This is a genomic window from Streptomyces sp. NPDC058469 (assembly GCF_042721125.1).
GTDB lineage: Bacteria > Actinomycetota > Actinomycetes > Streptomycetales > Streptomycetaceae > Streptomyces.
The window spans coordinates 1-18,433 of sequence record NZ_JBHXME010000100.1 but is presented as its reverse complement, the minus strand read 5'-3'; the positions used below and the strand labels follow the sequence as shown (position 1 = coordinate 18,433).

Below are 18,433 nucleotides of genomic sequence, written 5' to 3'. Positions count from 1 at the left end.
AGCCGGTCAGCCCGGACACCGTGCGTCGGGACAGCGCCGCGTGCAGCTCATGGGCGGTGTCGTCGCGCGAAGTGTCTTCATCGGGGCCTCACTGTGCCGGGTCGGGAGCCGGTCCCGTGATGGTAACCGCCGTCGGTGAACGGACCGGATGTGACGTAGTCGTTGTCTCACCTTTTGAGAAACCGCTTCCATCCCTTTGACCAATGGCCGAAAACATTCTCATGATCTCCTTATGAAGACGCTGCTGCTCGTGCGGCGGCTGTACGTGGACTTGCTCCGGTCGACCACAGCCAGCTGTCGCTGACCACACCCGGAGCCATCGGAGCGCCCCGCATCGCGGGCCGTCCGCCGCCTGTCCCACCGTTCGTGCGGTGGCGCACCTTTCGTGCGATGGCGCGTTTTCGCCCCCTGCTCCGGGTGAGCACTCCGTCCTTCTCTCGTCTCGGCAGTAGCCCGCACCAGGAGCCCCTCATGTCCCGTACCCGCGTCCCCCTCGCCGCGCTCTCGCTGGCCTCCGTCTCCGCCCTCCTCCTGGCGGGCTGCTCGCAGTCCACGGACGCCTCGAAGAGCAGCGACGACACGGCCGCCTCGGCCTCGGCCGCCACGGGCAAGAAGCCGGCCCCCTTCAGCAAGGGCGCGGTCAAGGTGGCGCTCGTGCGGCAGAGCGGCGCCGGCGACTACTTCGAGCAGTGGGGCAACGGCGCGAAGGCGCAGGCCAAGGCCCTCGGCATCGACCTGACGGTGTACGACGCCCAGGCCGACAACGCCAAGCAGGCCACCGACCTGTCCTCGGCGATCAACTCCGGCGCGCAGGCGATCATCGTCGACCACGGGTTCCCCTCGACGATCCAGCCCGAGATCGACCAGGCCGTGAAGAAGGGCATCAAGGTCGTCGTCTACGACGTCGACCAGACCAACAAGTCCGTGATCAGCACGGAGCAGGACGACGCCAGCATGGCGAAGGCCGTCCTCGACGTGATGGCCAAGACGGTCGGCAAGAACGCCAAGGTCGGCTACGTCAACGTGGCCGGTTACGCGGCGCTCGACAAGCGCAACTCCGTCTGGAAGACCGCGGTCGACGCCAACGGCTGGAAGCAGCAGTTCAAGGTCGGCAAGGTCACCGACTCCACGGCCACCGACAACGTTCCCCTGGTCTCCGCCGCGCTCACCCAGCACTCCGACGTGGCGGGCGTCTTCGCTCCGTACGACGAGCTGGCCAAGGGCACCGTCCTCGCCGTCCAGAACAAGAAGCTCCAGGACAAGGTGAAGGTCTTCGGCGCGGACGTCTCCAACGCCGACATCCAGAACATGACCGCCGCGAACAGCCCGTGGGTCGCCACGGCCGGCACCGACCCGTCGGCGGTCGGCGCGGCCGTCGTCCGTACGGCGGCCCTTGAGCTGGCGGGCCAGTTGAACAAGACCTCGGTCGACTTCCCGGCCGTCGCCATCACCCAGGACTTCCTGCGCAAGAACAAGATCGAGAACATGGACCAGCTGCGCGCGGCCCTGCCCGCCCTGAACCTCTCCAAGGTGAGCACCGCGGACTGGATCCCCAATGTCGCCCACTGACACGGCGGTTGACGCCGCGGTCAGTCTCCGCGACGTCAGCATGGCCTTCGGCGGCAAGACGGTGCTGGCCTCCGTCTCGCTCGACATCGCACCGGGCAGCGTGGTCGCGCTGCTCGGCGCGAACGGCGCGGGCAAGTCCACGCTGATCAAGATCCTGTCGGGCGTGCACACGGACCACGGCGGGGAGGTGCGGGTCGCAGGGGAGCCCGCAGCTCTCCAATCCCCGTTGGCAGCCCGGCAGTTGGGCATCCAGACGGTCCACCAGCGGATCGGTGAGGGCATCGTGCCCGGCCTCACCGTCGCCGAGAACCTGGTCTTCGAGGAGCTGGCGCAGCGCCGCGGCAACCCGTTCCTCAACGGCCGCCGCGTCCTGGCCCGCGCCCGCGAGATCCAGGCCGCGCTGGGCTTGGACTGGGGCGACACGGTCCTGCGCCGCGACGTCACCGAACTGGGCATCTCCGACCGCCAGTTGCTCATCCTGGCCCGCGCCCTCGCCACCCGCCCCCGGCTGCTCATCCTCGACGAACCGACCTCGGCACTCTCCGCCGCCGAGGCGGAGCGGCTCTTCGCCCTCGTCGAGAAGATGCGCGACGACGGCATCGCGGTCCTCTACGTCTCCCACCGCCTCGGCGAGATCGACGCGCTCGCCGATCGCCTGGTCGTCCTGCGGGACGGCGGTCTCACCGACGACCAGGTCAAGCCCTTCGACTGGGACAGCGCCCTGCGCGCGATGCTCGCCCAGGCCCACGAGGCGGCGAGCGCCCGCCCGCAGCGCAGCGGCGAGCACGGGGATGTCGTACTCGCCCTGCACGGCGTCCACCTCTTCGAGGGCCGCGCACCCCTCGACCTCGACCTGCGCGCCGGTGAAGTCACCGGCGTCGTAGGCCTGTTGGGCGCCGGCAAGACTGAACTCGCCCGGGGACTGTTCGGCGCCGAGCCATTCCCCACCGGCACGGTCGAACTCGACGGCAAGCCCTACGCACCCCGCCGCCCGTCCGACGCGATCCGCGCCGGCGTCCACCTCGTCCCCGAGGACCGGCACGCCGACGCGCTCGTCCCCGGCTGGTCGGTGGCCCAGAACATCTCGCTGCCGTTCCTCAAGTCCCTGTCCCGGGGCGGACTCGTGAACACGACGAAGGAGGACGCCCTCGGCCGCGAGACCATCGACGCCCTCGGCGTCGTCGCCCGCGACGAGCACAGCACGGTGGAGGAGTTGTCCGGCGGCAACCAGCAGAAGGTCGTCGTCGGCCGCTGGCTCGCCGAGACACCCCGCGTCCTCATCCTGGACGAGCCGTTCCGAGGCGTGGACATCGGCGCGCGACGCGACATCGGCCGCCGGGCCCGTGCCCTCGCCGCAGAGGGTGCCGCCGTCCTCGTCCTCTCCGCCGACGTGGACGAGGTCCTGGAGATCGCCGACCGTGTCGTCGTCCTGGCCGCCGGCGAGGTCCACCTCGACGCGTACGGCGAAGACGCGGAACGCGACCGCGTGATCCAGACCATCTCGGCGTCCGTGTGATGCGGGCGGACCACTTCGGCGGTGTCCGTCCGATTCCGGGAGATCCGTTCGGGGGCGTCCGTGTCATGTCGGCTGACCGGTCCGGCGCCGTCCGTCCGATTCCCGCAGATCCGTTCGGCGGCGCCGTGATGCCCGTAGACCAATTCAGCGGTGTCCGTCCGATGCCGGCCGACCAGTCCGGCGGCGTTCACGTGATTCCCGCAGACCAACTCGGTGGCGTTCGCGCGCTGTCCGCCCCGTACGAAGCCACGGCAGGAAGTACGCCATGACCACCACCCAGAGCTCCGAGGCCGCGCCGAAGGCAGTGGCACCGGCCGCCGTCTCCACCGCCGTGCTCGTCCAGAACGCCGTCATCAAGTACGGGTTCATCTTCGTCACGGTCGCGCTCTTCCTGTACTTCGCGCTGAGCGAGGGCTCCTTCCGGGAGTCGGCGACCATGCTCGACACCCTCCGGTACGTCTCCGTCGCCGCGATCCTCGGCCTCGGCGTCACCCTCACCATGGCCGTCGGCGGAATGGACATGTCCGTCGGCGCGGTCGCCGGGCTCGGTGTCACCGTCGCCGCGAAGACGATGGTGACGTACAACCAGGTCGGCACGGTCGCGATCCTCGCCGTGATCGCGGCGGGCGCGCTGGCCGGGCTGCTCAACGCCCTGCTCATCGTCGTGATGAAGATCCCCGACATGCTGGCCACCCTCGGCACCATGTTCGTCATCCAGGGCACCAAACTCATCCTGGTCGACGGCCAGTCCATCTCCGCCGGCATGACCCAGTCCGACGGCAGCACCGCCCCCGGCAAGTTCACCGCCGGCTTCCTGCGCATCGACCGCGGCACCCTCCTCGGCATCCCCATCTCCGTGCTGATCTTCGGCGCGCTGACGGTCGTCGCCTGGGTGTTCCTGGCCCGCACCCGCTGGGGCCGCGTCCTGTACGCCATCGGCGCCAACCCCGAGGCCTCCCGCCTGGCCGGCATCCGCGTCGGCGCGTACCGGGCCCTCGCCTACGTCCTCTCCGGCGTCCTCGCTTCGATCGGCGGCCTGATCCTGGCGTCCCGGATCGGCCAGGGAGATGTGTCCGCCGGTACTTCGCAGTTGCTGGAGGCCGTGGCCGTCGCGCTGGTCGGCACCTCCGTGCTGGGCCGGGGTCGCCCGAACGTCTGGGGCACGGCCCTCGGAGCCGTCCTCATCGGCATCATCACCACCGGTCTGACCATCAAGGGCCTGCCGTACTACACGCAGGACGTCGTCGAGGGCGCGGTCCTCATCCTCGCCCTGGTCTTCAGCTTCACCCTGTCCAAGCGCCGCACCGCATAAGGAAGTTCGAGGAGTTCGTACGATGGGCTACCGCATCCTGGAGACCGACGACATCCCGGCGTACCTGCACGAGCGCGGTCACTGGGCGGACGTGACCGACATCCACGTCCGCGAGGTGTCGGACGGCAACATGAACCGGGTGTTCCTCGCCTCGAACGCCGACGGCAGCCACAGCCTCGCCGTCAAGCAGGCGTTGCCCTGGGTGCGGGTCGCCGGTCCCTCCTGGCCGATGAGCCCCGAGCGCGCCGACGCCGAGGCACGGGCCTACGAGCAGGTCGCGCGCGTCGCCCCCGACAAGATCCCGGCGATCCACGGCTACGACGCCGACAACTACGCCCTCGTCATGGAGGACATGTCCGACCTGGAGGTCCTGCGCACGGTCCTCAACGAAGGCGCGTCGTACGGCCCGGACACCTCGCCGCGGATCGGCGAGTTCGTCGCCCAACTCGCCTTCGCGACCAGTGACTTCGGCATGGAGTCAGCCGACCGCAAGGCGCTGATCGCGACCTCGGTGAGCCCCGAGCTGTGCAAGATCACCGAGGACGTGGTGCTCTCCGAGCCGTACATCGAGCACGAACACAACCACTGGCTCCCGGAGTTGGCCGACCTCGCCGCCGAGTTCCGTGCCGACGCCCGGCTGCGCACGGAGGTCGCCGATCTCCGGTACACCTTCATGACCAGCGCGCAGGCCCTCCTCCACGGCGACCTGCACACCGGCAGCGTCATGGTCGGCGAGCGCGAAGGCGCCCCGGTGGTACGGGTCTTCGACCCGGAGTTCTCCTTCGTCGGGCCGATCGGCTACGACCTCGGCCTGTACTGGGCCAACGTGCTGGTGTCGGAGGAACGGGCCCGCGAGCTGGGCACGTTGTCCGACCACGGCGACCAACTCCGGCTCTCCTGGACGGCGTTCGAGACCGAGTTCCGCCGGCTCTGGACCACCCGCGTCGACACCTTCTTCGACGACGCCTACCTCGACCGCTTCCTCTCCCGCGTCTGGACCGACTCCGTCGGCTACGCCGGCACCGAGATCGTCCGTCGCATCATCGGCTTCGCCCACCTGACCGACCTGACGACACTGCCGGATCCGGCGCCGGCGTCCCGGCGGGCGCTGCTGCTGGGCCGTGAACTGATCGTGCGGCGTGAGGAGTTGACCTCGCCGGACCACATCAAGGCGCTGGTCTGAGAGGCGTCACTCCGCGTCGAACCACTCCTTGCCGGCCGCCCAGTGCGCCACCCAGCCGGCGAACCCGGGCGCGGAGGTCGTGTACCCGAACTCCGCGCCGAACGGCATGGCGCCCACATCGGTGACGTGCCAGATGTGCCCCCGCTGGGGGCCGGTGACGACGAGGTGCCAGTTCATCGCGCAGCCGTCGGTCCCGAGCACGATCGAGCCGTCGTTGAGGACCTGCTCGACGACCGTGTCCGGGTCCTCGTAGGGCCCGTCGTCCTCCTCCCACAACCACCCCGTCGCGAGCGGGAACTGCTTGCTCGGGTCCCGGTCCTCCTCGCCGTCGCCCCAGTCGGCGGGCAACTCTGCCAGCCCCACCAGCCCGTACTCCGGCGGCCCTTGGAGCGATCCGTCGGATATCTCCGCCACGAACGTCCGGTACGGCTCCGGCAGCACCACCCCGTGCTCCGCCTCGAACGCGCGCACCGCGTCCCAGCCGAGCGCCGACTCGCCGTCGCCGTCCACGCCGAACGCCGCCCGCAACGCGGCGAGTTCCTCGGCGGAAGCTTGATCGTTGTTCATACGCCCATGAAAACACCCGGCACTGACAACCGGGCACGCGCAAGGGGCGGCCCCCTCAGCAGGGAACCGCCCCTTTCACGCCGTAGCGAATGACGCCGTAGCAAAAGCCGCCGTAGCGACCGGCGTTGTAGCCGAACCGCCTACTTCTTGTCGAGCAGGTCCTGGACCTTGGCCCGCACCTCGTCCGTGGCCAGGCCGCGGATCGTCAGGGTGGTGCGGCGGCGCAGGACGTCGTCCTGGGTCTCGGCCCACTCGTGGTCGCGGGCGTAGACGACCTGCGCCCAGATCTCGGGGGCGTCGGGGTGGACGCGCTCGCGCAGTTCGGGGTTCTCGTTGGCGAGGCGGGCGATGTCGAAGGCCAGGGAGCCGTAGTGCGTGGCCAGGTGCTTGGCGGTGTCGGCCGCCATGCGCGGGCCCGGCGCCGGGTTGTCGACCAGGAGACGGTGGGCGACCGCGCGCGGGTTGGCGACGCCCGGCAGCGGCAGCTTCTTCGGGAGGGAGGAGATCGGTTCGAAGTCCTCGCCGAGCGGCCGGCCCGGCAGCGCCTCCAGCTTCTGCATGACTGTACGGCCGATGTGCCGGAAGGTCGTCCACTTGCCGCCCGCGACGGACAGCATGCCGCCCTTGCCCTCGGTCACCACGGTCTCGCGCTTGGCCTTCGCGGTGGAGCCGGGGCCGCCCGGCAGCACGCGCAGACCGGCGAAGGAGTACGTGATGAGGTCACGGGAGAGCTGCTGGTCGCGGACCGAGAACGCGGCCTCGTCCAGGATCTGGGATATGTCCTTCTCGGTGACCGAGACGTCCGCCGGGTCGCCCTCGAACTCCTCGTCGGTCGTGCCGAGCAGCAGCATGTCCTCCCAGGGGAGGGCGAAGGTGATGCGGTACTTGTCGATGGGGGTCGCCAGCGCGGCCTTCCAGGGGGAGGTGCGCTTCAGGACCAGGTGCGCGCCCTTGGAGAGGCGGATGGACGGCGCCGCGTTCGGGTCCTCCAGCTTGCGCAGGTGGTCGACCCACGGGCCGGTCGCGTTGAGCACCAGGCGGGCGCTCACCCCGAACTCGTCGCCGGAGGTCGTGTCGCGCAGCTCCGCGCCGGTCACCCGGCCCTGGGTGAAGCGCAGACCGGTGACCGCGGCGTGGTTGAGGACGACCGCGCCCGCCTCGACGGCCGCGCGGACCGTCATCAGCGCCATGCGGGCGTCGTTCATCTGGTCGTCGCCGTACACGGCCACGGCCTTGAGGTTCTGGGTGCGCAGCTCGGGCACGTCCTGCGCCGCCTTGGCGGGGGACAGGAGGTGGCCGACGCCGTCACCGAACGCGGAGAGCGCGGAGTAGGCGAAGACGCCCGCCCCGAGCTTCGCCGCACCGTGCGGACCGCCCTTGTACACGGGGAGGTAGAACGTGAGCGGGTTCGCCAGGTGGGGTGCCACCTGGCGGGAGACCGCACGGCGCTCGAAGTGGTTCTCCGCCACCAGCTTCACCGCGCCGGTCTGCAGGTAGCGCAGACCGCCGTGGAGAAGCTTGGAGGAGGCGGAAGAGGTGGCACCGGCGAAGTCGCCGGCGTCGACCAGGGCCACCCGCAGCCCGGACTGCGCGGCGTGCCAGGCGGTGGAGATGCCCAGGATGCCGCCGCCGATGACGAGGAGGTCGTACGTCGCCTTGGAGAGCTGCTCCCGGGTCTCGGCCCGGCTCGGGTTCGAGCCGGAGGCCGGGTGCGTACCGAGGGCAGGCACGGACTGCAGGGTGGACTGACTGGTCATGTGGGGTTCTTACTCCTCGTCCTCGAGCCAGCCCATGGTCCGCTCGACGGCCTTGAGCCAGCTCTTGTACTCACGGTCGCGCTTCTCCGCGTCCATGTTGGGGGTCCACTCGGCGGCCCGGCGCCAGTTGGCACGCAGGTCGTCGGTGCTGGTCCAGAAGCCGACGGCGAGGCCGGCGGCGTAGGCGGCGCCGAGGCAGGTGGTCTCGGCGACCATCGGGCGCACCACGGGGGCGTCCACGAAGTCCGAGAGCGTCTGCATCAGCAGGTTGTTGGAGGTCATGCCGCCGTCGACCTTGAGCGCGGTGAGCTCGACGCCGGAGTCCTTCGTCATGGCGTCCGTGATCTCACGGGTCTGCCAGGCGGTGGCCTCCAGGACGGCGCGCGCGAGGTGCGCCTTGGTGACGTACCGGGTGAGACCGGCGATCACACCGCGGGCGTCGGAGCGCCAGTACGGGGCGAACAGACCGGAGAAGGCCGGCACGAAGTAGGCGCCGCCGTTGTCCTCGACCGAGAGCGCGAGCGTCTCGATCTCGGCGGCGGTGGAGATGAGGCCCATCTGGTCGCGCATCCACTGCACCAGCGAACCGGTGACGGCGATCGAGCCCTCCAGGGCGTAGACCGGCGCGTCGTTGCCGATCCGGTAGCCGACCGTGGTCAGCAGGCCCGAGTAGGAGTTGATGATCTTCTCGCCGGTGTTCATCAGCATGAACGTGCCGGTGCCGTACGTGGACTTGGCCTCGCCCTCGGCGAAACAGGTCTGGCCGAACAGGGCCGCCTGCTGGTCGCCGAGCGCGGAGGCGACCGGGATGCCGCCGAGCAGGTCGCCCAGCTTGCCGCCGGTGACCTCGCCGTAGACCTCGGCGGAGGAGCGGATCTCCGGGAGCATGTTCATCGGGACGCCGATGGACTCGGCGATCTTCTCGTCCCACTCCAGGGTGTGCAGGTTCATCAGCATGGTGCGGGAGGCGTTGGTGACGTCGGTGTAGTGCTTGCCGCCGTTGACACCGCCCGTCAGGTTCCAGATGACCCAGCTGTCCATGGTGCCGAAGAGGATGTCGCCCGCCTCGGCGCGCTCGCGCAGGCCCTCGACGTTGTCGAGCAGCCAGCGGGCCTTGGGGCCGGCGAAGTACGAGGCGAGGGGGAGACCCGTCTCGCGGCGGAAGCGGTCCTGGCCGACGTTGCGGCCCAGCTCCTTGCAGAGCGCGTCGGTGCGGGTGTCCTGCCAGACGATGGCGTTGTGGACGGGCTCACCGGTGTTCTTGTCCCAGAGGAGAGTCGTCTCGCGCTGGTTGGTGATGCCGATGGCCTTGATGTCGTCGCGGGTGATGCCGGCCTTCTCGATGGCGGAGGCGACGACCTCCTCGACGTTGGTCCAGATCTCGGTGGCGTTGTGCTCGACCCAGCCCGGCTTCGGGAAGATCTGCTCGTGCTCCTTCTGGTCGACGGAGACGATACGGCCGTCCCGGTCGAAGACGATGCAACGGCTGGAGGTCGTGCCCTGGTCGATGGCCGCGATGAACGGTCCGGCGGTGTGCGCGTCGGTCACTGTGTGCTCCTGAGGGGTTCCGTGGTCATGAGGACTGGTTCTACTGCTGCTTCAGTGCTCGAAAGTCCGGTTCTCATCCGGTTCTAAGCAAAAGCGACGTTGTAGAGTCCCGCAGCGATCGCGCCGCCGATCAGCGGACCGACCACCGGGATCCAGGCGTAGCTCCAGTCGGAGCCGCCCTTGTTGGGCAGGGGCAGGAGCGCGTGCACGATGCGTGGGCCCAGGTCACGGGCCGGGTTGATGGCGTAACCGGTCGGGCCGCCGAGCGACAGACCGATGGCGACGACCACGAACGCGGTGATCAGGGCGCCCAGGGTGCCGAGACCGTTGCCCTTGTCGTTCAGACCCTGCGTCAGGATGGCGAGGATCAGGACGACGGTGCCGATGATCTCCGTGGCGAGGTTCTGCACCACGTTCCGGACCTCAGGACCGGTGGAGAAGATGCCCAGGACAGGTCCCGCGCCCTTCTCCTCCGCCTCCACGGACTTGGCCGCCGGCTCGCCGACGATCTCCTTGTCCGTGAGGTGGGCCTGGAACTGGCCGTAGTAGGCCACCCAGACCAGGGTCGCGCCGATCATGGCGCCGAGCATCTGCCCGGCCCAGTAGATCGGGACGTTGTCCCAGCCACCGTCCTTGATGGCGAGTGCGAGCGTCACGGCCGGGTTGAGGTGGGCACCGGAGAGCGGTCCCGAGATGTACACGGCCGTCATGACGGCGAAACCCCACCCGAAGGCGATGGCGAGCCAGCCGGCGTTACGGGCCTTGGAGGCCTTCAGCGTGACGGCGGCGCAGACGCCACCGCCCAGCAGGATGAGCACGGCGGTACCTATGGTCTCGCCGATGAAGATGTCGGAGCTGGACACCCGCGACTCCTTTGTCCTTCGTCCAGGGAAGCCGAACCCCGGGTCCCGCCGGGAGTTCGCGCGCCCTCGGGGGTGAGAGCGATGCCGGCCTTTGGCGTTGCCACACTCTAGCGCGTATTGCCGGTAGGTGTTCGACAATGCCGACCGATGGACGGGAGTCTTGCTCCGGGGTTACAGGCGCGTCAAGAGTGCTGTTATTGAAAACACGATCGTTATTGATTGCCGTGGGCTATCGATCGCGTGATCGATGCGGACGGCAGCCAGGTGGACACCGTGTGTGGCGATTTGGCGTTTTGGCCGACTTTGTCGTCCAGGGTACGACTTAAGACCGGAACGCCCCCTGGGCGTCCCGGACTCTTTTGCTGTGAATCCGGACTGGTCAGAACCGTCCGGCGCCGAGATCCCGCGACACCGCGCGGGCGCAGTCCCGTACCGCGGCGATCAGCTCGGGGCGCAGCGCGCCGTCCTCGTCGGACCGGCACAGCCGCTCCACGGCGCCGGTGATGCCGACCGCGCCGACCGGCATGCGCCGCCGGTCGTGGATGGGGGCGGCGATGGACGCGACGCCCTCCCAGGTCTCCTCGACGTCGGCCGCGTACCCACGCGCGCGCGTGACGTCGAGGACGTGCTCGAAGTCGGCCAGCTCGGACACCGTGCGGTCGGTGAAGGGCTTGCGGTCGGCCTCCAGGACCTCGCTGTGCGCGACCGGGTCGTAGGCCGACAGCACCTTGCCCAGGGCTGTGGAGTGCAGCGGCTGCATGGCCCCGATCTCCAGGACCTGCCGGCTGTCGTCGGGGCGGAAGACGTGGTGCACGATCAGGACGCCGTGTTGATGCAGCACTCCCAGGTGCACGCTCTCGCCGCTGGAGCGGGCCAGGTCGTCCGTCCACACCAGGGCGCGGGCCCGCAGTTCGTGCACGTCGAGGTAGGTGGTGCCCAGGCGCAGCAGTTCGGCGCCGAGCTGATAGCGCCCGGAGACGTCGTCCTGCTCCACGAAGCCCTCCTGCTGGAGGGTGCGCAGGATGCCGTGGGCGGTGCCCTTGGCGAGACCGAGCGACGAGGCGATGTCCGAGAGGCCGAGCCGTCGCTCGCCGCCCGCGAGCAGGCGCAGCATCGCGGCCGCCCGTTCGAGCGACTGGATGTTCCGTGCCATCGCCGTACTGCCTCCGTCCCGTTCGACCGTCGACGCGCGACGTCGCTGCCGCCGTTCGGCAATGTCGAACACTACCGGTCCATGCCGACCTCCCGCTAATGGTCGGCCGATTCCTGTCACGTCTCCTGTGGCGCCACTCGTCGCGAGAACCTAGACGGCGTCGACCCGCCCGTCACCCCGGTCCGCCTCTCCGCCACGCCAGTCCGTCTCATGGACGCCTTGAGCATCCTCCCGCCCGACCCCGTTACCCTGGCGACGTGCACGCTCCCCGGGGAGTTCCGTGAGAGGTTCCCAGGGAAGCCGCAAAGCCGACAGCCGTCGCACTCCAGGGAGCCCCTTCATGGCCTCGTCGCCACTGACCCCTTCTGCCGACAGCCGGACCCGTGTGTCCGCGCTCCGAGAGGCCCTCGCCACCCGCGTGGTGGTCGCCGACGGAGCCATGGGCACCATGCTCCAGGCACAGGACCCCACACTCGACGACTTCGAGAATCTCGAAGGCTGCAACGAGATCCTGAACGTCACCCGCCCGGACATCGTCCGCTCGGTCCACGAGGAGTACTTCGGCGCGGGCGTCGACTGCGTCGAGACGAACACGTTCGGCGCCAACCACTCCGCGATGGCCGAGTACGACATCCCCGAGCGCGTCCACGAACTCTCCGAGTCCGGCGCCCGCATCGCCCGCGAGACCGCCGACGAGTTCACCGCCCGCGACGGCCGCCAGCGCTGGGTCCTGGGCTCGATCGGCCCCGGCACCAAGCTGCCCACCCTCGGCCACATCGGCTACGCCACCCTCCGCGACGGCTTCCAGGCCAACGCCGAGGGCCTGCTGGCCGGCGGCGCCGACGCCCTGATCGTGGAGACCACCCAGGACCTCCTCCAGACCAAGTCGTCGATCCTGGGCGCCCGCCGCGCGATGGAGGCGACCGGCGTCGACGTACCCCTGCTGGTCTCGATGGCCTTCGAGACCACCGGCACCATGCTCCTGGGGTCCGAGATCGGCGCCGCGCTCACCGCGCTTGAGCCCCTCGGCATCGACATGATCGGCCTGAACTGCTCGACGGGCCCGGCCGAGATGAGCGAGCACCTGCGCTATCTCGCCCGCCACTCGCGCACCCCGCTGCTCTGCATGCCGAACGCGGGCCTGCCCATCCTCACCAAGGACGGCGCCCACTTCCCGCTGGACCCCGAGGGCCTGGCGGACGCGCAGCAGCACTTCGTCCACGACTACGGCCTCAACCTGGTCGGCGGCTGCTGCGGTACGACCCCCGAGCACCTGCGCCAACTCGTCGAGCGGGTCCGCGAGGCCACCCCGACCGAGCGCCACCCCCAGCCCGAGCCCGGCGCCGCCTCGCTCTACCAGACGGTCCCGTTCCGCCAGGACACCGCCTACATGGCGATCGGCGAGCGCACCAACGCCAACGGCTCGAAGAAGTTCCGCGAGGCCATGCTGGACGGCCGCTGGGACGACTGTGTGGAGATGGCCCGCGACCAGATCCGCGAGGGCGCCCACATGCTGGACCTCTGCGTGGACTACGTCGGCCGCGACGGCGTCGCCGACATGGAGAAACTGGCCGGCCGCTTCGCCACCGCCTCCACCCTCCCGATCGTCCTCGACTCCACCGAAGTCCCGGTCATCCGGGCCGGGTTGGAGAAGCTCGGCGGACGCGCGGTCATCAACTCCGTCAACTACGAGGACGGCGACGGCCCCGAGTCCCGCTTCGCGAAGGTCACCCAGCTCGCTCAGGAACACGGCGCCGCGCTCATCGCGCTGACCATCGACGAGCAGGGCCAGGCGCGGACCGTAGAGCACAAGGTGGCCATCGCCGAGCGGCTGATCGAGGACCTGACGACGAACTGGGGCATCCTGGAGTCGGACATCCTCATCGACACCCTGACCTTCACCATCTGCACCGGTCAGGAGGAGTCCCGCAAGGACGGCATCGCCACCATCGGGGCGATCCGCGAACTCAAGAGCCGCCGCCCGGACGTGCAGACCACGCTGGGCCTGTCCAACATCTCCTTCGGCCTCAACCCGGCCGCCCGCATGCTGCTCAACTCGGTCTTCCTCGACGAGTGCGTGAAGGCGGGCCTCGACTCGGCGATCGTGCACGCCTCGAAGATCCTCCCGATCGCCCGGTTCAGCGAGGAAGAGGTGCAGACGGCCCTCGACCTCATCTACGACCGCCGCGCCGAGGGCTACGACCCGCTGCAGAAGCTGATGGCCCTCTTCGAGGGCGCCACCACCAAGTCCCTGAAGGCAGGCAGGGCCGAGGAGTTGGCCGCCCTCCCGCTGGACGAGCGGCTCAAGCGGCGGATCATCGACGGCGAGAAGAACGGCCTGGAGGCCGACCTCGCCGAGGCGTTGACCACCCGCCCCGCCCTCGACATCGTCAACGCGACACTCCTGGACGGCATGAAGGTCGTCGGCGAGCTCTTCGGCTCCGGGCAGATGCAGTTGCCGTTCGTGCTCCAGTCCGCCGAGGTCATGAAGACGGCGGTCGCCTATCTCGAACCGCACATGGAGAAGTCGGACGCCGAGGGCAAGGGCACCATCGTGCTCGCCACGGTGCGCGGCGACGTCCACGACATCGGCAAGAACCTCGTCGACATCATCCTGTCCAACAACGGCTACAACGTCGTCAACCTCGGCATCAAGCAGCCGGTCTCCGCGATCCTGGAAGCCGCCGAGGAGCACCGCGCCGACGTCATCGGCATGTCGGGCCTCCTGGTCAAGTCCACGGTGATCATGAAGGAGAACCTCCAGGAGCTCAACCAGCGCAAGATGGCCGCCGACTACCCGGTCATCCTGGGCGGCGCCGCGCTGACACGGGCCTACGTCGAGCAGGACCTGCACGAGATCTACGAGGGCGAAGTCCGCTACGCCCGCGACGCGTTCGAGGGCCTGCGCCTGATGGACGCCCTGATCGGCGTCAAGCGGGGCGTGCCCGGCGCGAAGCTGCCCGAGCTGAAGCAGCGCCGGGTGCGGGCGACCGCGGCCGTGGAGGTCGAGGAGCGCCCCGAGGAGGGTCACGTCCGCTCCGACGTCGCCGTGGACAACCCGATCCCCGAGGCGCCGTTCCGCGGCACCCGGGTCATCAAGGGCATCCAGCTCAAGGAGTACGCGTCCTGGCTGGACGAGGGCGCCCTCTTCAAGGGCCAGTGGGGCCTCAAGCAGGCCCGCGCCGGCGACGGACCGACGTATGAGGAACTGGTCGAGACCGAGGGCCGCCCCCGGCTGCGCGGCCTCCTGGACAAGCTCCAGACCGACAACCTCCTCGAAGCGGCCGTCGTCTACGGCTACTTCCCCTGCGTGTCCAAGGACGACGACCTGATCGTCCTCGACGACCAGGGCAACGAGCGCACCCGCTTCACGTTCCCGCGCCAGCGCCGAGGCCGCCGGCTCTGCCTGGCCGACTTCTTCCGCCCGGAGGAGTCCGGCGAGACCGACGTCGTCGGCTTCCAGATCGTCACCATGGGCAACCGCATCGGCGAGGAGACCGCGAAGCTCTTCGAGTCGAACTCCTACCGCGACTACCTCGAACTGCACGGCCTGTCCGTCCAGTTGGCCGAGGCACTTGCCGAGTACTGGCACGCGCGCGTGCGTTCCGAACTCGGCTTCGCCGGCGAGGACCCCACCGACGTCGAGGACATGTTCGCCCTCAAGTACCGGGGCGCCCGCTTCTCCCTCGGCTATGGCGCCTGCCCCGACCTGGAGGACCGCGCGAAGATCGCCGCCATGCTGGAGCCGGAGCGCATCGGCGTCCACCTGTCCGAGGAGTTCCAGCTGCACCCGGAGCAGTCCACGGACGCGATCGTCATCCACCACCCGGAGGCGAAGTACTTCAACGCGCGCTGAGCGAACCAGCGCGCCGAATGCACAGGCGCGCTGAACGGACAAGCACGCTGATCGGATAAGTCGTACACTGGTCGGTCCACCGCAGGCCGGTCGCCTCTCTGTGAAAAAGAGGCGGCCGGCCTGATCGTCCCTCAAGGAGGTGCGCCAGGATGACCAGCACGGTCCCCGCGCTCGGAACCCGTACGGCCGAAGGCTCAGCTCTGCAGGCCGTACTCCTCGACATGGACGGAACCCTGGTGGACACCGAGGGCTTCTGGTGGGAGGTCGAGGTCGAGGTCTTCGCCGCCCTCGGACACACCCTCGACGACTCCTGGCGCCATGTCGTGGTCGGCGGCCCCATGACCCGCAGCGCCGGCTTCCTGATCGAGGCCACCGGCGCCGACATCACCCTCGCCGAGCTGTCCGTCCTGCTCAACGCGGGCTTCGAGGACCGCATCGGGCGGAGCCTGCCGCTGATGCCGGGCGCCGCCAGACTCCTGGCCGAGCTGGCGGAGTACGAGATCCCGACGGCCCTGGTCTCCGCCTCGCACCGGCGCATCATCGACCGCGTCCTGACCGCGCTCGGCCCCCAGCACTTCGCGCTGACGGTCGCCGGCGACGAGGTGGCGCGCACCAAGCCGTACCCCGACCCGTATCTGCTCGCCGCCGCCGGACTCGGCGTCGACCCGGCCCGCTGTGCCGTCGTAGAGGACACGGCGACCGGTGTCGCGGCGGCGGAGGCGGCGGGCTGCCTGGTGGTGGCCGTGCCGTCCGTGGCGCCCATCGCCGCGGCCGCCCGGCGCACCGTCGTGACCTCGCTGGAAGTCGTCGACCTGGCATTTCTGCGCGGACTGATGGCCGACTGATGACGGAAATGCGCCAGCCGTTCACCGAGCGTGCAAAGTCCAATGGGAAAGGAATTCGGGCGTGGTCGACCGGCCGAATTCCGGTACTGCCCAACCGAGTTGACGGGTGTGAGGTTCCCCACGCGCCGGAGGGTCGACATCGTCCTCGCCCTGTGCTGTTCACCCCATTTCTGAGGCCGATCACGCACCCTTGTGTCCCGATTGGTGAAACCCTGCACTAATCCTTCCCTCGGCGGGTTTTCGGTCTGTCCACAGCCGGTTCCGCTGCGTGATGGGAACTCAACTACGGTGGCCGCGAACCCCCGTGCGGGTCCGGACTAATCTCAACGCGAGAACATCGCCCTTACCCCCGTGATCGGCATCACCACCCCATGCATGCCGGGTACACGGACTCGAACAGCTCTGGAGAAACTCGAGCATGAACCGCAAGACTTTGGTGCTGCCGGCCGTCGTCGGCCTGCTCGCGCCGGTGCTCGCCGCGTGTGGCGGCTCCGGCAGCGGGAGTTCCAGTGACGATGCGATAGTCGTCGGCACCACGGACCGGTTCGAGGCGACGAAGGACGCTCCAGCGCCGCTCGACCCCGCCTACGCCTACGACGTCGGCACCTGGAACATCCTGCGCCAGACCGTGCAGACCCTGATGATCCAGCCCAAGGGCGAGGGCGACCCGGTGCCCGAGGCCGCCGAGAAGTGCGGCTTCACCGACACCGGCAACGAGCGCTACGCCTGCACCCTGCGCGACGGTCTGAAGTTCGCCAACGGCAACAAGATCACCGCGGCAGATGTGAAGTACTCCATCGACCGCGCGATGCGCATCAAGGCCGACAGCGGCGTGTTCGCCCTGATGTCGACCGTCGACACCATCGAGACCCAGGGCGACAGCGAGGTCATCTTCCATCTGAAGACGGCCGACGCCACGTTCCCGTACAAGCTGTCCACTCCCGTCGCCGGCATCGTGAATCCGGACGACTACCAGAAGGACAAGCTGCGCGACGGCTTCGCCGTGGACGGCTCCGGCCCGTACACCCTCTCGGTGTCCAAGAAGGGCGACGCGATCACCACGGCCACCTTCACCAAGAACCCCAATTACAAGGGGGCCTTGAAGGTGAACAACAGCAAGGTCGAGATGCGTTCCTTCGCGGACGCCACCGCCATGGGCAGCGCGCTGTCCAAGGGCGACATCGACGTCATGACGCGCACCATGTCGCCCGAGCAGATCGAGAAGCTCGGCGCCGCCACGGACGGCAACATCGACCTCGTCGAGATGCCCGGCCTCGAAATCCGCTACCTGGGCTTCAACACCGATGCCCCGAGCGTGCAGTCGAAGGCCGTACGCGAGGCGATGGCCCAGGTCATCGACCGCGGCGAACTCGTCTCCAAGGTCTACGGCACCGAGGCCGAGCCGCTCTACTCGATGGTCCCGGCGACCATCACCGGTCACTCGAACTCGTTCTTCAACAAGTACGGCGACCCGAGCGTCACCAAGGCCAAGTCGACGATGGTCAAGGCCAACATCACCACCCCGGTGAAGCTGACCATGCACTACACGACCGACCACTACGGCTCGGCCACCAAGGAAGAGTTCCAGCAGCTGCAGAAGCAGCTCAACGACAGCGGCCTGTTCGACGTCAGCATCCAGGGCACCGCCTGGTCGACGTTCCGCCCGGCCGAGCAGAAGGGCAAGTACGACGTCTACGGGATGGGCTGGTTCCCTGACTTCCCCGACGCCGACAACTACCTCGCGCCGTTCCTGGACAAGGACAACACCCTCGGCTCGCCGTACGCCAACCCCAAGATCATGAACACCCTGATCCCGGAGTCCCGCCGCGAGGCCGACCGCCTCGCCGCCTCCAAGAGCCTCACGGCCATCCAGGACATCGTCGCCACCGACGTCCCGCTGATCCCGCTGTGGCAGGGCAAGCAGTACGTCGCCGCCCGCGACGACGTCACGGGCACCGCGTACGTGCTCAACTCCTCCTCGACCCTCCAGCTCTGGGAGCTGGGCCGAGGCGTGGGCAACTGACAGCCCCGACCGCCGGCACGTGACGATCCAAAGGCACGTGCGGTGAACAAGCTCAACCAGTGGCCAGTCCTGCCGAACGCGGCGGGACTGGCCATCGGCCTGTTGACGGTGTTCAGGTTCCGGGAACTCGGCGAGGGCTGACCCGGTCCCGTACATGCGGAGAGGGCGCCCCTGTCAGGAAGGGGCGCCCCCTCCCCCATTAAGGCAGGCATCAGAGAAAGCCAAAGCGCCCGCGCCAACC

The 18,433-nt window shown here is 69.0% G+C and carries 12 protein-coding genes; 7 read left to right on the top strand and 5 right to left on the bottom strand.

What is annotated here, in order from left to right:
- The first annotated feature begins 471 nt into the window (after positions 1-471).
- The 4 genes from ACFWP5_RS33620 (at position 472) to mtnK (ending at position 5,580) form a co-directional block, all read left to right on the top strand.
- A complete protein-coding gene (locus ACFWP5_RS33620; protein WP_384165241.1) occupies positions 472-1,569 on the top strand; it encodes a substrate-binding domain-containing protein in 1,098 nt (365 codons plus the stop codon).
- Positions 1,556-3,085: a sugar ABC transporter ATP-binding protein gene (locus ACFWP5_RS33615; RefSeq protein WP_384165238.1), complete on the top strand. Its 1,530-nt coding sequence runs from the start codon at positions 1,556-1,558 to the stop codon at positions 3,083-3,085. Before ACFWP5_RS33620 ends, ACFWP5_RS33615 begins: the two co-directional genes overlap by 14 nt.
- A gap of 265 nt (positions 3,086-3,350) precedes the next feature.
- Complete coding sequence (locus ACFWP5_RS33610) at positions 3,351-4,397, top strand: ABC transporter permease (RefSeq protein WP_384165235.1); 1,047 nt, start codon at positions 3,351-3,353, stop codon at positions 4,395-4,397.
- A gap of 22 nt (positions 4,398-4,419) precedes the next feature.
- Positions 4,420-5,580: an S-methyl-5-thioribose kinase gene (mtnK, locus tag ACFWP5_RS33605; RefSeq protein ID WP_384165232.1), complete on the top strand. Its 1,161-nt coding sequence runs from the start codon at positions 4,420-4,422 to the stop codon at positions 5,578-5,580.
- 6 nt (positions 5,581-5,586) lie between these two features.
- On the opposite strand, the gene ACFWP5_RS33600 is transcribed toward mtnK, so the two are convergent.
- The 5 genes from ACFWP5_RS33600 to ACFWP5_RS33580 form a co-directional block, all read right to left on the bottom strand.
- Entirely contained in the window at positions 5,587-6,147 is a 561-nt protein-coding gene (locus tag ACFWP5_RS33600; RefSeq protein ID WP_384165229.1) for an SMI1/KNR4 family protein, read from the bottom strand.
- Positions 6,148-6,287: 140 nt separating this feature from the next.
- Positions 6,288-7,904 carry an FAD-dependent oxidoreductase gene (locus ACFWP5_RS33595; protein ID WP_384165226.1) on the bottom strand — a complete coding sequence of 539 codons (1,617 nt, stop codon included), beginning with the start codon at positions 7,902-7,904 and terminating at the stop codon, positions 6,288-6,290.
- A 9-nt stretch (positions 7,905-7,913) separates the two neighbouring features.
- The gene (glpK, locus tag ACFWP5_RS33590) at positions 7,914-9,452 is read right to left on the bottom strand and encodes a glycerol kinase GlpK (RefSeq protein WP_384165224.1); all 1,539 of its coding nucleotides are present in this window, start codon (positions 9,450-9,452) and stop codon (positions 7,914-7,916) included.
- An 83-nt stretch (positions 9,453-9,535) separates the two neighbouring features.
- Positions 9,536-10,315: an MIP/aquaporin family protein gene (locus tag ACFWP5_RS33585; RefSeq protein ID WP_384165221.1), complete on the bottom strand. Its 780-nt coding sequence runs from the start codon at positions 10,313-10,315 to the stop codon at positions 9,536-9,538.
- Positions 10,316-10,694: 379 nt separating this feature from the next.
- Positions 10,695-11,468 (bottom strand): IclR family transcriptional regulator, encoded by a 774-nt coding sequence (locus ACFWP5_RS33580; RefSeq protein ID WP_384165218.1) that lies wholly within the window; start codon positions 11,466-11,468, stop codon positions 10,695-10,697.
- Positions 11,469-11,808: 340 nt separating this feature from the next.
- Between ACFWP5_RS33580 and metH the strand changes: the two genes are divergently transcribed.
- The 3 genes from metH to ACFWP5_RS33565 all read left to right on the top strand — a co-directional run bounded on the left by metH (position 11,809) and on the right by ACFWP5_RS33565 (position 18,192).
- Entirely contained in the window at positions 11,809-15,324 is a 3,516-nt protein-coding gene (metH, locus tag ACFWP5_RS33575) for a methionine synthase (RefSeq protein ID WP_384165215.1), read from the top strand.
- Positions 15,325-15,473: 149 nt separating this feature from the next.
- Positions 15,474-16,169 carry an HAD family hydrolase gene (locus tag ACFWP5_RS33570; RefSeq protein WP_384165212.1) on the top strand — a complete coding sequence of 232 codons (696 nt, stop codon included), beginning with the start codon at positions 15,474-15,476 and terminating at the stop codon, positions 16,167-16,169.
- Positions 16,170-16,587: 418 nt separating this feature from the next.
- On the top strand, positions 16,588-18,192 hold the full coding sequence (locus ACFWP5_RS33565; RefSeq protein WP_384165209.1) for an ABC transporter substrate-binding protein: 1,605 nt from the start codon (positions 16,588-16,590) through the stop codon (positions 18,190-18,192).
- The last annotated feature ends 241 nt before the right edge of the window (positions 18,193-18,433 follow it).

What these genes read in the sequence shown, in the direction of transcription:
- ACFWP5_RS33620 (WP_384165241.1), top strand. Translation starts at nt 472, where the DNA reads ATGTCCCGTACCCGCGTCCCCCTCGCCGCGCTCTCGCTGGCCTCCGTC.
- ACFWP5_RS33615 (WP_384165238.1), top strand. Translation starts at nt 1,556, where the DNA reads ATGTCGCCCACTGACACGGCGGTTGACGCCGCGGTCAGTCTCCGCGAC.
- ACFWP5_RS33610 (WP_384165235.1), top strand. Translation starts at nt 3,351, where the DNA reads ATGACCACCACCCAGAGCTCCGAGGCCGCGCCGAAGGCAGTGGCACCG.
- mtnK (WP_384165232.1), top strand. Translation starts at nt 4,420, where the DNA reads ATGGGCTACCGCATCCTGGAGACCGACGACATCCCGGCGTACCTGCAC.
- ACFWP5_RS33600 (WP_384165229.1), bottom strand. Translation starts at nt 6,147, where the DNA reads ATGAACAACGATCAAGCTTCCGCCGAGGAACTCGCCGCGTTGCGGGCG.
- ACFWP5_RS33595 (WP_384165226.1), bottom strand. Translation starts at nt 7,904, where the DNA reads ATGACCAGTCAGTCCACCCTGCAGTCCGTGCCTGCCCTCGGTACGCAC.
- ACFWP5_RS33580 (WP_384165218.1), bottom strand. Translation starts at nt 11,468, where the DNA reads ATGGCACGGAACATCCAGTCGCTCGAACGGGCGGCCGCGATGCTGCGC.
- metH (WP_384165215.1), top strand. Translation starts at nt 11,809, where the DNA reads ATGGCCTCGTCGCCACTGACCCCTTCTGCCGACAGCCGGACCCGTGTG.
- ACFWP5_RS33570 (WP_384165212.1), top strand. Translation starts at nt 15,474, where the DNA reads ATGACCAGCACGGTCCCCGCGCTCGGAACCCGTACGGCCGAAGGCTCA.
- ACFWP5_RS33565 (WP_384165209.1), top strand. Translation starts at nt 16,588, where the DNA reads ATGAACCGCAAGACTTTGGTGCTGCCGGCCGTCGTCGGCCTGCTCGCG.